Source organism: Streptomyces showdoensis, from assembly GCF_039535475.1.
GTDB lineage: Bacteria > Actinomycetota > Actinomycetes > Streptomycetales > Streptomycetaceae > Streptomyces > Streptomyces showdoensis.
Genome location: NZ_BAAAXG010000013.1, coordinates 104,462 through 117,777 on the forward strand (window position 1 = coordinate 104,462; position 13,316 = coordinate 117,777).

At 75.2% G+C, this 13,316-nt stretch carries 5 protein-coding genes and 4 pseudogenes; all 9 read right to left on the reverse strand.

Translation table 11 applies throughout. From position 1 onward, the window contains the following. Nucleotides 1-81 precede the first annotated feature (81 nt). Nucleotides 82-417 carry a phosphopantetheine-binding protein gene (locus tag ABD981_RS38785; protein WP_425586396.1) on the reverse strand — a complete coding sequence of 112 codons (336 nt, stop codon included), beginning with the start codon at nucleotides 415-417 and terminating at the stop codon, nucleotides 82-84. Between the two features lie 135 nt (nucleotides 418-552). Beyond that, nucleotides 553-816, reverse strand: a pseudogene (locus tag ABD981_RS38790) (long-chain fatty acid--CoA ligase); the annotation flags it as partial. Between the two features lie 364 nt (nucleotides 817-1,180). After that, a pseudogene (locus ABD981_RS38795) lies at nucleotides 1,181-7,762 on the reverse strand (amino acid adenylation domain-containing protein); the annotation flags it as partial. Between the two features lie 8 nt (nucleotides 7,763-7,770). Next, nucleotides 7,771-8,826 (reverse strand): TauD/TfdA family dioxygenase, encoded by a 1,056-nt coding sequence (locus ABD981_RS09500; protein WP_046907603.1) that lies wholly within the window; start codon nucleotides 8,824-8,826, stop codon nucleotides 7,771-7,773. 208 nt (nucleotides 8,827-9,034) lie between these two features. Beyond that, nucleotides 9,035-9,832 (reverse strand): thioesterase II family protein, encoded by a 798-nt coding sequence (locus ABD981_RS09505; RefSeq protein WP_046907604.1) that lies wholly within the window; start codon nucleotides 9,830-9,832, stop codon nucleotides 9,035-9,037. Then, nucleotides 9,829-10,449, reverse strand: a complete 621-nt coding sequence (locus ABD981_RS09510; protein WP_345528718.1) for a phosphopantetheine-binding protein — start codon at nucleotides 10,447-10,449, stop codon at nucleotides 9,829-9,831. Before ABD981_RS09510 ends, ABD981_RS09505 begins: the two co-directional genes overlap by 4 nt. 180 nt (nucleotides 10,450-10,629) lie before the next feature. Beyond that, entirely contained in the window at nucleotides 10,630-11,460 is an 831-nt protein-coding gene (locus ABD981_RS09515; protein WP_345528720.1) for an AMP-binding protein, read from the reverse strand. Then, nucleotides 11,420-12,481: pseudogene (locus ABD981_RS09520) on the reverse strand (condensation domain-containing protein); the annotation flags it as partial. The pseudogene ABD981_RS09520 and the gene ABD981_RS09515, both read right to left, overlap by 41 nt. Next, nucleotides 12,474-13,286, reverse strand: a pseudogene (locus ABD981_RS09525) (condensation domain-containing protein); the annotation flags it as partial. The pseudogenes ABD981_RS09525 and ABD981_RS09520, both read right to left, overlap by 8 nt. Nucleotides 13,287-13,316: the final 30 nt, after the last annotated feature.

Below are 13,316 nucleotides of genomic sequence, written 5' to 3' on the forward strand. Positions count from 1 at the left end.
GGGTCCGGGAGGGGTGGGTGGGCGGATGGGCGGATGGGCGGATGGGCGGCCGTGTCGGTGGCCCTGGGGGGACGCCCCGGGTCAGCGGCCCTGGCGGCTGCCCGCTCGGGTGCGGCGCTTGAGGGCCGGGGTGGGCGGGACGGGGCGGGACGGGGCGGGCACCGTGATCCTCGGGGGCTCGGGGGCCTTCGGGGCCCGGCCCGTCGGGTCGGCGGGGGCCGGGTCGGCCGGCTCGGCCGCGGTGGCGGCGAGGCGGCGGGCGAGGGACGCGGCCGTCGGGTTGCGGAAGACGTCCCTGAGGGTCAGGTCCTGCCCGAACTCACGGCGGATGCGGTTGAGGAGGCGGACCGCGAGGAGCGAATGCCCGCCGTTCTTGAAGAAGTTGTCGTGGCTGCCGAGCGACCGCCCGCCGAGCACCTCCCGGAAGAGCCCGAGCAGCTGCTCCTCCCCCGCCGCGGGGCCGGACTCCCCGGCCGCGGCGGCCGGACGGCCGGCGATCTCCACCCCGGCCGGCGCCAGGTACTCGGGCAGCCGCTCGGCGGCCCAGGCACGCAGCTCCTCCTCGGTGGCGCCCGCACCGGCGGCCCGGGTGACGACGGCGTACAGGCGGTCGTCGCGGACCTCCACGACGGCTCCGGTCACGGCCGGGTGGGCGTGCAGGACGTCCTCCACGCGACCGGGCTCGACCGGGTATCCGCCGACGGTGAGGGTCGCCACCGCGCGGAGGGAGCCGTCGGCGGTGGCGTAGGCCCTGCGGCCGGTGGCACGCAGCCCGCCGCCGGGGTTCGGCTCGTACACCTCGCCCGGCACCCGCACCGGCGCCCGGCGTCCGCGCTCGTCGAGGACGGTCCCGGCGCCGAGCGGCGTGGGCGGGCCGTACTCCGGTGCGGACAGGGCGAGTCCGGGGTCGGCGGCGAAGGCGTCGAGCGTCTCGACGAGGCGCCGGGCAAGCAGCCGGGCGGTGTCCGCGTCGTAGAGGGCGGTGGCGTATTCGAGGGCGCCGGCGAGTCCGGCGGGCGTGCCGTCGGCGTCGGCGCGCTCGGTCAGCGCGAAGGTGAGGTCGCTCTTGGCACCGGTCCCCCCGGAAGCCGACCGGTTCGCCGTCCAGCGCCGACGGGCGGGCGACGCCCGACGCGTCCGCGGGTCCGGCCGGCGTGGCGGCGGCGTGGACCTGGAGCATGACCTGCACCAGCGGTGCGTGCGCGGCGGACCGCTGCGGGCTCAGGTCCTCGACGAGCCGGTCGAAGGGCAGGTCCTGGTTGCTGTAGGCGGCCAGTCCGGCCTCGCGGACCCGCCGGACCAGCTCGGTGAAGGCGGGGTCGCCGGAGGTGTCGGTGCGCAGGACCAGCGTGTTGACGAAGAAGCCGACGAGCGGGTGGAGGGCGTCGTCGGCGCGTCCGGCGACGGTGGTGCCGAGCGCCACGTCGGTCCCGGCGCCGTGCCGGCCGAGGAGGGCGGCGAGGGCGGCCTGGACGACCATGAACAGGGTGGCGCCCTGGGCGCGGGCGCAGCGGAGCAGGGCCCGGTGGGTGGCGGCGGAGACCTCGAAGCCGGTGAGGGCGCCGGAGCCGTCGCTCTCCAGGGGGCGGGGCCGGTCGGCGGGGAGGGCGAGCAGCGGCGGCAGCCCGGCGAGGGCGGTGCGCCAGTGGGCGAGCTGGGCCTCGGCCAGACCGTGTGCGCCGTCGAGGAGCTGGTGCTGCCAGAGGGTGTAGTCGGTGTACTGGACGGGCAGCGGCTCCCACTCCGGGGCCCGGCCCTCGGCCCGGGCGGTGTACGCGGTGTCCAGGTCGGCGAGCAGGCAGGGCGTGGACCAGCCGTCCCCGGCGATGTGGTGGGTCAGCAGCACCAGGGTCTGCCGCCCGTCGTCGCCGGTGACGAGGGTGGCGCGGAAGGGGAGTTCGGCGGCGAGGTCGAAGACGTGCCCGACGGCGGCGTCGACGGCCGACCGCACCTCGGCGTCCCCGGCGGCCAGGATCCGGTCGAGTACGGGACGGGCGTCGTCCAGCACCAGCTGGTACGGCTCGCCGTCCGCCACCCGGTAGACCGTGCGGAGCACCTCGTGGCGCGCGGCGACGTCGGCGAGGGCGGCGGCGAACGGGTCGGGCTCGACGGGGCGGTGCAGCCGGGTGACGACGGGGATGTTGTAGGTGGCGGAGGGCCCTTCGAGCCGGTTGACGAACCACAGGCGGCGCTGGGCGTACGACAGGGGGATGCGGGCCGGGCGCAGGGCCTCCGGTACGGCGACGAGCGCGGGCCGGACAGGGCCGCCGCCCTTCTCGTCGAGCCGCCGCAGCAACTGCCCCGGCGTCGGCGCCAGGAACACGTCCTTGATCGACGCGTCCAGTCCCAGGGCGCCCCGCACCCGGTTCGTCAGCTTCCCCGCGAGCAGCGAATGCCCGCCCAGCTTGAAGAAGTTGTCCCCCTCCGACACCTCCTCCCGCCCCAGCACCTCCGCGAACAGACCCCGCAGGATCTCCTCCCGCGGATCGGCGGTGACGGTCGCCGACGCCGCCGTCTTCCCGGCTCCGCTCCCCCGCCGCCCGTCGCCCGAGCGCCGGGCCGTGGCGGCGGCCCGGGCGAGGGCCTCGTGCCGCGAGTCGAGGGCCCGCCGCTCCTCGTCGTTCGCCCACGGCACCGCGCTCAGCGGCGTGGCCGCGTCCTCCCGGGCCAGGGCGGCGAGGGCGCGGTGGAAGAGCCCGAGCAGGAGCCGGGCGGTGGTCTCGTCGTAGAGGTCGGTGGCGTACTGGAGCCCGATGTGCAGCGGTCCGGCGTCGCCGTCGGCGTCCTGGGTGCCGGCGCAGTGGAAGGCGAGGTCGAACTTGGCGCTGCCGAGGTCCGCGCCGTCGAGCCTGCCTGTGATCCCGCCGAGGGTGACCGCGCCGGCCCCGTCGGCGCCCTGGGCGTCCTGCGCGCTGACCATGACCTGGAAGAAGGGGTGGCGGCCCAGCGCGCGCTCGGGGTTGAGGTCCTCGACGAGGAGGTCGAAGGGCAGGTCGTCGTGGGCGAAGGCGGCCAGGTCGGCGTCCCGGACCCGCCGGACCAGTTCGCCGAGGGTGGGGTCGCCGGACAGGTCGGTGCGCAGCGCGAGCGTGTTGACGAAGAAGCCGACCAGCTCGTCCAGGACCTCCTCCGACCGGCCGGCGACGGGCGTGCCGACGACGAGGTCGGATCCGGCGCCCGCGGCCCGCAGCGCCAGGGCCAGCGCCGCCCGGACGACCATGAAGAAGGTCGCCCGCTGCTCCTTCGCCACCCCGGCCAGCGCCCGGTGGACGGTGGCGTCGAGCGCGTCCGTGACGAGGGCGCCCCGGTCGCTGGGCTCGGTGGGCCTGGGCCGGTCGGCGGGCAGCCGGGTCTCGCCGGGGATGCCGTCCAGCGCCTGCCGCCAGTACGCCAACTGCGTTTCCTTGAGGCCGTGTTCGCCGTCGAGGAGCTCACGCTGCCAGAGGGTGTAGTCGGTGTACTGGACGGGCAGCGGCTCCCACTCCGGGGCCCGGCCCTCGGCCCGGGCCGTGTACGCGGTGTCCAGGTCGTCCAGGAGCCCGGCGAGGGACCAGCCGTCGGTGGCGATGTGGTGGACGGACAGCACCAGGACGCTTCCACCACCCTGGGAACCCTGGGAACCCTGGGAACCCTGGGAACCCCGGGCCGCGCCCTCGCCGGAGCCCGGGCCCTCACCCGGCTCCTGATCCGAGCTCTCGAAGAGGGCCACCCGCAGGGGGAGTTCGCGGCTGATGTCGATCGGGGTCCGCGCGAACTCGGTCACCCGGGTGTCGATCTCGTCCGCGGCGAGGGCGACGACCTCCACCGGCACCGCCGGATCGGCCGTGATCTCCTGGTACGGCTCGCCGTCCACGGCCGGATACACCGTCCGCAGCACCTCGTGCCGCTCCACCACGTCCCGCAGCGCCGCCTCGACCACCGCGACGACCGGGCGACCGGCGAGCCGCAGGACCACCGGCGCGTTGTAGGCCGCCGACGAACCCTCCAGACGGTTCAGGAACCACAGACGACGCTGGGCGTAGGAGAGCGGGATGCGGGCCGGGCGCAGGGCCTCCGGTACGGCGACGAGCGCGGGCCGGGCAGGGCCGCCGCCCTTCTCGTCGAGCCGCCGCAGCAACTGCCCCGGCGTCGGCGCCAGGAACACGTCCTTGATCGACGCCTGGAGACCGAGCGCACCCCGTACCCGGTTGGTCAGCTTCCCCGCGAGCAGCGAATGCCCGCCCAGCTTGAAGAAGTTGTCCCCCTCCGACACCTCCTCCCGCCCCAGCACCTCCGCGAACAGACCCCGCAGGATCTCCTCCCGCGGATCGGCCGTCCGGGTGCCCGGGGTCTTGGCCCGGCCGCCCGCGCCGCCCCGCGTCCCGCGGGTCCCGGCCCGCGCTTCGGCCTCCGCCCCGGCCCGCGCCGCGGTGGCGGCGTCGGCCAGGGCCCGGTGGCGGCGGTCGAGTCCGGTGTGCTCGTCCTCCGTCGGCAGGGCGATGTCGCTCAGCCGGGTGTGCTCCGGCCGCTCGGCGAACGCGGTGAGCGCGCGCCCGAAGAGGTCGAGGAGGAGGCGGGCGGTGGTCTCGTCGTACCGCTCGGTGGCGTACTGGAGCAGGAGCGTGAGGCCGCCGGGGTCTCCGGTGGCGTCGCTCCGCTCCAGGCAGTGGAAGCTGAGGTCGAACTTGGCGGTGGCCAGGTCGGCTTCCACGAGGGTGGCGGGGATGCCGCCGAGTGCGAGGTCCTTCTCCTGCCGGCTCCGGGCGGCGCTGACCATGACCTGGAAGAAGGGGTGGCGGCCCAGCGCGCGCTCGGGGTTGAGGTCCTCGACGAGGAGGTCGAAGGGCAGGTCCTCGTGGGCGAAGGCGGCCAGGTCGGCGTCCCGGACCCGGCCGAGCAGCTCCCCGAGGGTGGGGTCGCCGGACAGGTCGGTGCGCAGCGCGAGCGTGTTGACGAAGAAGCCGACCAGCTCGTGCAGGTCCTCCTCGGGCCGGCCGGCGACGGGCGTGCCGACGACGAGGTCGGATCCGGCGCCCGCGGCCCGCAGCGCCAGGGCCAGCGCCGCCCGGACGACCATGAAGAAGCTGGCCCGCTGCTCCTTCGCCACGCCGGCGAGCGCACGGTGGACGCGGGCGTCGAGCTCCGCCGTCACCGCGGCGCCGGTGTGGGCGGGTTCGGCGGTGCGGGGACGGTCGGCGGGCAGCCGCGTCTCGTCGGGGATGCCGGCCAGCGCCGCGCGCCAGTGGGCGAGCTGCTCGTGGGCGGTGCTGTCGGGGTCGGCGGGGTCGCCGAGCATGTCGTGCTGCCAGAGGGCGTAGTCGGCGTACTGGACGGGCAGCGGCTCCCACTCCGGGGCCCGGCCCTCGGCCCGGGCCGTGTACGCGGTGTCGAGGTCGCGGAGGAGGCAGCCCACGGACCAGCCGTCGGTGGCGATGTGGTGCACGGACAGCACCAGGACGGCGCTGTCGTCGTCGACCTCGAAGAGGGCGGCGCGCAGGGGCGGTTCACCCGTGATGTCGAGGGGGAGGCGGGCGAACGCGGTCGCCCGCTCCTCCACCTCGTCGGCCGCGCACGGCACGACCTGTACGGGTACCGCCGGATCGGCCGTGATCTCCTGGTACGGCTCGCCGTCCACGGCCGGATACACCGTCCGCAGCACCTCGTGCCGCTCCACCACGTCCCGCAGCGCCGCCTCGACCACGGCGACGACCGGGCGACCGGCGAGCCGCAGGACCACCGGCGCGTTGTAGGCCGCCGACGAACCCTCCAGACGGTTCAGGAACCACAGACGACGCTGGGCGTAGGACAGGGGGATCACGGTGCTGCTCCTCGTGGATGGCGGTACGGGTGGGGTGGGCCGGTGGCGCGGGGGCCGGGCGTCGCCGGGCGGGCCGACGGTCAGGCGTCCCCGCGCGGCCGTCAGTTCCTCGATGTGGGCGGCGAGGTCCCGCAGCCGGGGGTGGGCGTAGACGGCCTTGACCGGCAGGGCGACGGAGAGTTCGGCGCGGACCCGGGAGACCAGCTTGATGGCGAGCAGGGAGTGTCCGCCGAGCTTGAAGAAGTTGTCGTCGGGGCCGATGGAGGCGGCGCCGAGGACCTCCTTCCACACCCGGCCGATGAGCTCCTCGGCACGGCCTTCCAGGCCCGCGGCGGAGCCGGTGTCCTCCGGGGCGGCGGCCGCCTCGACGCGGGTCGGCAGGGCGGAGCGGTCCAGCTTGCCGCTGGGGGTGGTGGCGAAGCGCTCCACCGGGACGAGGGCCGCGGGGAGCATGTACGCGGGGAGCGCGGCAGCGAGGCCGGTGCGGAGGACCTCGGGGTCGCCGCCACGGTGGTAGGCGATGAGCGCCGGGCTGCCCGAGGCGTCCTCGCCGAGGACGACGGCGGCTTCGGCGACGCCGTCCTGGCGGGTGAGGGCCGCCTCGATCTCGGGGAGTTCGATGCGGTGGCCGCGCAGCTTGATCTGGCCGTCGGCGCGGCCGAGGTAGGCGAGCCGGCCGTCCGGGAGGAGGCGGCAGCGGTCGCCGGTGCGGTACACGCGGTCGCCGGGCGCCGCGTCGGCGGCGGGGTCGGCGAGGAAGCGCTCGGCCGTGAGGACGGGCCGGTTGCGGTAGCCGCGGGCCACCCGCGGGCCGGCGAGGTACAGCTCGCCCGCCTCGCCCTCGGCGACCGGGTTCAGCCGCTCGTCGAGGAGGCGCATCCGCAGGCCGGGCAGGACGCTGCCGATGTGCGGCTCGCCGGGCCGGTCGATCCAGCCGGCGGTGGCGTCGACGGTGGTCTCGGTCGGCCCGTACACGTTGAGGGCGCGCAGCAGGCCGGAGCCGTGGGCGGCGGCCAGGCGGTCCCACAGGGCGGGGCTGATGGCCTCGCCGCCGACGAGCAGGGTCAGCGGGCGGGGGCCGCCGTCGGGGGTGAGCAGGTCGAGCAGCGGGTCGGCGTGGGAGGGGGTGATGTCGAGGTCGGTGAGGCCCTGCGCGTCGATGAAGGCGGCCAGCAGGGAGGGGTCGCGACGGGTCTCCTCGTCGATCATGACGAGGGTGTCGCCCCGGCAGAGCCGTACCCACTGCTGTACGGAGGCGTCGAAGGACGGGGAGGCGTTCCAGCCGACGCGGCGGGCCTCGCCGGTGGCGGCGCCGACGCCCTCGAGCTCGGCGAGGAGCAGCGAGGCGGCGCCGCGGCCGATCTCGACGCCCTTGGGGCGGCCGGTGGAGCCGGAGGTGTAGATGACGTAGGCGAGGGTGCTCGCGGTCACGGGCGCCGGACGGTACGGGGCGTCGGTGGCGGTGGCCGCCGTCAGCTCGGCGAGGGTGACGGAGCGGGCGCCGGGCGCCGGGGACCGGCCCGCGGCGTCGAGGACCACCAGGTCGGCGCCGGAGTCCTCCAGGAGGTAGCGGCGGCGGTCGGCCGGGAGCGCCGGGTCGACCGGCAGGTAGGCGGCGCCTGCGGTGAGCGTGCCGATGATCGCGGTGACGAGTCCGGCGCCGCGCGGCAGGCAGAGGGCGACGACGCTCTCGGGTCCGGCGCCGAGGGCGGTGAGGCGGGCGGCGACGGCGGCGGCCTCGGCGCGCAGTTCGTCGAAGCTGAGGCTGCGGTCGGCGGCGACCACCGCCGTACGGTCGCCGGGGGCGGTGGCGAGCCGGGCGAGGAGGTCGGCGTGGCCGGTGCCCGCGGCGCAGGCGGCGCAGGAGCAGTCGGCGGGCCCGAGGGCCGGGACGGACGGCAGGGTGACGGAGGGCCCGTCGGAGGGCGCGGCGAGGGTGGCGGGCTCGGGGAGGACGGCGGTCATGGCGGGGCTCACATTCCGTACGGGGTGGCGGAGGGGGCGACGGTCGGACCGCAGTCGGCGAGCGGTACCGGCTCGCCCATGGCGACGAGGATCTTGCGGGCGCCGGTGTACGCCTCGCGGCCGTGCGCGCAGAGGATGTTGTCGACGAGCATCAGGTCGCCGTCCTGCCAGGTCTCGCGGACGGTGACGGCCTGGTAGGCGTCGTTGATGGCGTCGACCTCGGCGTCGGTGAGGGCGGTGCCGTCGCCGAGGCGGGTGTCGAAGGGCAGGCCGTCGGCGCCGAAGGTCTCGGTGAGGACCTCGCGGACGTCCTCGTCGAGGCTGCGGGCGTTCCAGAAGGCGAAGTGGTTGAACCAGACGCGCTCGCCGGTGACCGGGTGGGTGATGACGGCGGAGCGGAGCTGGCGGGTGCGCAGGGTGTCCTCGTCGAGCCATTCGTAACCGATGGCGTGCTCGTCGCAGTACTCCTCGGCGCCGGCCGGCTCCTCCGAGGAGAAGGCCTTGCGCCAGGGCATGCCCGCGAGGTCGGAGTAGTTGCGGACGAGGAGCCAGCCGGCCTCGGTGAAGCGGGCGACGAGCTCCTCCGGGAGGAGCGCGAGGGCGCGCCGCATGTCGCCGACGGTGGTGGCGCCGCCGGTCTCGGGGGCGGTGACGCAGCCGAAGAGGAGGACGCCCGGGAAGTCCAGGGTGTAGCTGTTCTCGTTGTGGAGGCGGATCGGCTGGATGGCCGGCAGGTCGGTGGAGGAGAAGACGCCCTCGCCGAAGTCGGTGCGCGGGGTGGCCTTCTCCTTGTATCCGGCGCGGGTGGCGATCAGCGCGTCCCGGGCCTCCGCGAAGCTCCCCGCGTCGGTGACGGGCAGGCCGCGGAGCATGACGGCGCCGGAGCGGTGCAGCTCGGCCTGGATGTCGGCGCGCCGGGCGGTGAGCCAGGCGGCGGCCTCGGCCATCGTGCCGTGGCGCGGGACCTGGACGAGTGCGGGCTTGCCGGGCTCGCGGACGACGGTGATGCCGGAGTCGCCGAGGCCGGGCTCGGTGGTGGCCGGGTTCGGGGCGAAGGTGGTCATGGCGGGGTTCCTCTGCTTCACGGGTACGGGCGGGGGCGGGCGTACCGGGCCGCCGCACCGGGTTCGGGGAAGATCGGGGGATCGGTGAGCTCAGGGGGATCGGGGAGCTCGGGAGGCTCGGGGAGCTCGGGAGGCTCGGGCAGCTCGCGTCGGCCGGGGCCGACGAGGTCGACGAGGCAGACGAGGCAGACGAGGCCGACGGGCGGGATCAGACGGCGGTGGCGGGCGCGCTCCGGAAGGAGTCCAGGGCCGGGTTGAGTCGGGCGAAGAAGCCGGCCAGGTCCTGCTGGAAGTAGAAGTGGTCGCCGGGCAGGACCTCGGGCACGACCTCGTTCCCGGCGACGAGCGCCCAGCCGTCGAGCAGGCCGACCGGCACGATCGGGTCGACGTCGCCGCCGAAGACGGCGACCGGGCAGGCGAGCCGCACGTCGGGGGCGGTGCACTGGTAGGCGTCGTCGATGGCGAAGTCGGCGCGGATGGACGGGAGGACGATCTCGCGGAGCTCCGGGTCGTCGAGGATGCCGTCGTCGGTGCCGCCGCGCTCCTTGATGGAGGCGACCAGCTCGTCGTCGTCGAGCCGCTCGGGGTGGACCGGGGCCTGGTTGGGCAGGACCGGCGCCCGGCAGGCGGAGGCGACGAGGCCGAGCGGGGTGCGGCCGGCGGCCTGGAGCGCCCGGACCACCTCGAAGGCGACGAGCGAGCCCATGCTGTGCCCGAGGACGACCAGCGGTCCGGTGTCGCCGGGGAGGGCGGCCACGACCGGGAGGGCGAGGTCGTCGACGGAGCCGGGCAGGTCCTCGCAGTAGCGGGCGCCGCGGCCCGGGTACTGGCCGATGAGCAGCCGGACGTCGGCCGGCAGGTGCTCGCGCCAGGCGCTGTAGGCGTGGGCGTTGCCGCCGGCGTGCGGCAGGACCAGCAGGGACAGCCGGTGCGGGGCGTCGCCGGGCAGGTCCCAGACGACGTCCTCGGGCGCGGGGGTGAAGGCGGGGGTGGCATGGGTGCTCATGAGCTGATCCGTTCCGTGTCGTTGCGGCGGCGGAGGGCGGGGCGCGCCTTCCGGGCCGGAGCGGTCCTGAGGGAGTCGATGTGGGCGGCGAGCCGGGCCGCGGTGGGGTGCTGGAAGACGTCGCGGACGGTGAGCCGTACGTCGAGGGCTCCGGCGATGTGGTTGGTGAGGCGGGCGCCGAGGAGGGAGTGGCCGCCGTGGTGGAAGAAGTCGTCGTCGATGGTGAGGGGGGCGGTGGTGTCGAGGGTGCGGGCGAAGAGGCCGAGGACGGTCTCTTCGAGCGGGGTACGGGGGGCGCGTCCGCCGCTGGAGAGGGCGGCGGGGGCGGGCAGGGCCCGCTTGTCGATCTTGCCGTTGGGCGTCAGGGGCAGTCGGTCCAGCACGGTGACGTGGCTGGGGACCAGGTGCTCGGGCAGCCGGTCGGCGACGTGCCGCCGGACGTCCTCCGGAGCCAGACCCTCCCCCTCCACCACGAGGTAGGCGGCCAGCCGTTCCTGATGCACCGTCACCACGGCCTGGGTGACCTGCGGATGGGTGAGGAGGGCGGCCTCGGTCTCGCCGGGCTCCACGCGGAATCCCCGGATCTTGATCTGGTCGTCGGCCCGGCCCTCGTACACCAGCCTGCCGTCCCGGTCGAAGCGGACGAGGTCGCCGGTGCGGTAGAGCCGGGTCCCCGGCGGGCCGTAGGGGTCGGGGACGAAGCGGGTGGCCGTGAGTTCCGGGCCGGCCGAGGTAGCCGTGGGCGAGGCCGTCGCCGCTCAGGTACAGCTCACCGGTCACACCGGGCGGGCACAGGTTCAGGTACCGGTCCAGGACGTAGGCGCCCTTGTTGACCAGCGGGCGTTCCGATCGGGGACGACCGTCTCCTCCGCGTCCCCGTCGTCCAGGGCGTGCGTGGTCGTGAAGCCCATCGACTCGGCCGGGCCGTAGCCGTTGACGACCTCGATACCCGGCTTCAGCCGCTGGAGCTTGCGCACGTGCGCCGGGGAGGCGGCTTCGCCGCCGGTGAACGCGACCGTGACCGTGTCGAAGGCACCGGGGTGCTCGTCGACGAGGAAGTTGAACAGGCTCGCCGACAACTGGAGCATCGTCACCCCGTGCCGGCGCGACAACGCGTCGATCAGCACCGGCTCCGGCCGCTGCCCCGGCTGCAACACCGTCGTCCCGCCGTGCAGCAACGCACCCCAGAACTCGAGGCTGAACGCGTCCCACGACACCGGCGAGCACTGCAGGAACACCTCCCCCGCACCGAACCGACCGTACGACTGACCACTCACCGTCGACACCAGGTTCCGGTGCGACGACAGGATCCCCTTCGGCCGGCCGGTCGATCCCGACGTGAACATCACGCAGGCCACGTCGTCACCGGTCGGCGCCGTGCCCAGGTTCTCCCCCGGGAGTTCGGCCAGTTCGTCGGGTGCGCAGACGACGGTCTCCCACGGTCCGTCCACCCGCCCGGCGGCGGCACGGTCCGCGTCCGTGACGAGCAGGCCGATGCCCGCGTCGACGGCGGCGGCACGCAGGCGCTCGTCGGGGAACTCCGGGGTCGAGGAGCGTGTACCCGGCGCCGGTCTTCGTGACCGCGAGGACGGCGATGGCGAAGTCGGCGCCGCGGTCGAGCAGCACACCCGCCATGTCGCCCCGCCCGAGGCCCTGTTCGGCCAGGTGCCGGGCCAGACGGTTCGCGGAGACGTTCAGCTCGGCGTACGAGACCTTCCGCTCACCGTCCACCAGCGCCGTCCGCTCCGGAACCCGCGCCACCTGCCCCTCGAACCGCCCCACCAGCGAACCCTCACCGACCCCCACAGCCCTCACCCCGGCCCACGGACCGGTCAGCGACTCCCGCTCCTCCGGCGCCAGAACCTCCAGGCCGGAGAGAGGGGCGCCGGGCTCGGTGAGGGCGTGGTGGAGGACCCGGCCGAGGACGGAGGTGATGCGCCGGACCGACTCCTCGTCGAAGAGGTCGGCGGCGAAGAGGACGGTGGCGCGCAGGCCGCGCTCGTCATCGGAGCGGAGGAAGAACTCCAGGTCGAACTTGGCGGAGCCGCTGGTGATCTTCTCCATGGGCGCCGGCACGAGTCCGGGGAGCACGAGGGGCTTGGCGGCGTCGGCACCGCTCTCCAGGGTCAGGCAGATCTGGAAGAGGGGGTGCCGGGACAGGGTCCGGGTCGGGTTGAGGGCCTCCAGGACCAGGTCGAAGGGAGCCTCCTGGTGGGCGAAGGCATCCAGATCGGCAGCCCGGACCCGGCCGAGGAGTTCGCGGAACGTCGGATCGCCCGAACTGTCCGTGCGCAGCACCAGCGTGTTCACGAAGAACCCGACCAGATCGTTCAACGCCTCGTGACTCCGGCCCGCCACCGGCGAACCGATCGCCAGATCCGCCCCCGCCCCCAGCCGCGACAACGCCGCCACCAGAGCCGCGTGCACCACCATGAACGGCGTGCACCCCTCCGCCACCGCGAGCTCCTTCGCCCGCTCGAAGAGGTCGGGAGCCCAGGTCGAGCGCGACCTGTCCCGCCCCGGTGCGAGGCGCGCGACCGGCCGCGGGTGGTCGAGCGCGAGTCCGTGCCCCTCGGGGAGGCCCGGCCAGGTTCTCGCGCCAGAAGGCCAGTTCGGTGCCGAGCGGGCTCTCGGGCTCGTCGGCCGCACCGAGGACCCGCCGCTGCCAGGCCGCGTAGTCCGCGTACCGCACGGTCAGCGGGTCCAGGACCGGAGCACCCTCACCCGCCGCACGAGCGGCGTACGCCCGCTCCAGATCCGCGAAGAACACCCCGTTCGACAGGCCGTCGGTCGCGATGTGGTGCAGGACCAGCGCCAGGACCGCCGAGTCGTCGTCGAGCCGGAAGAGCGTGGCCCGCACCGGGATCTCGGACCCGAGGTCGAAGACCCGCCCGGCCGCCTCGGCGAGCCCGGCGTCCAGTCCGCCGGCCTCGGCCTCCACGGCCCGCCGCTCGATCGTCAGCCGCGCCCGCCCCGCGGGCAGGACCCGCTGGAACGGCTCCCCGTCCACCGCCTCGAACACCGTCCGCAGCGGAGCGTGCCGCTCCACCACGTCGTTCAGCGCGGCCTCCAGCACGGCGGCGTCCAGCCGGGGCCGTCGAGAGCGCACGACCGTCGGCACGTTGTACGCGGCGCTCCCGCCGTCCAGCTGCGACAGCAGCCACAGCCGCTTCTGCGCGTACGACGCGGGGACCAGCTCGCCGTCGCCCTCTCCCGGCACCGGTGCCGGGAGGGCCGTCGTGCCCGCCGTCTCCCCACCGCGCTCCGTGATCAGCTCCGCGAGCCCCGCCACCGTCGGCCGCCCGAAGACGTCCCGGATCGTGAGCCGCACGCCCAGCGCCTCCGCGATGCGGTTCGTCAGCCGGGCCGCCAGCAGGGAGTGACCGCCCAGGGCGAAGAAGTCGTCGTCGATGCCGATCGTGCCCGGGTCCTTGTCGAGGGTGCGGGCGTACAGGTCGGGTCAGGATCTCCTCGGTCCGGGTCG

Bases quoted from the DNA above. Each gene is read 5' to 3' on its own strand.
- ABD981_RS09500 (WP_046907603.1), bottom strand. From the start codon at position 8,826: ATGACCACCTTCGCCCCGAACCCGGCCACCACCGAGCCCGGCCTCGGC.
- ABD981_RS09505 (WP_046907604.1), bottom strand. From the start codon at position 9,832: ATGAGCACCCATGCCACCCCCGCCTTCACCCCCGCGCCCGAGGACGTC.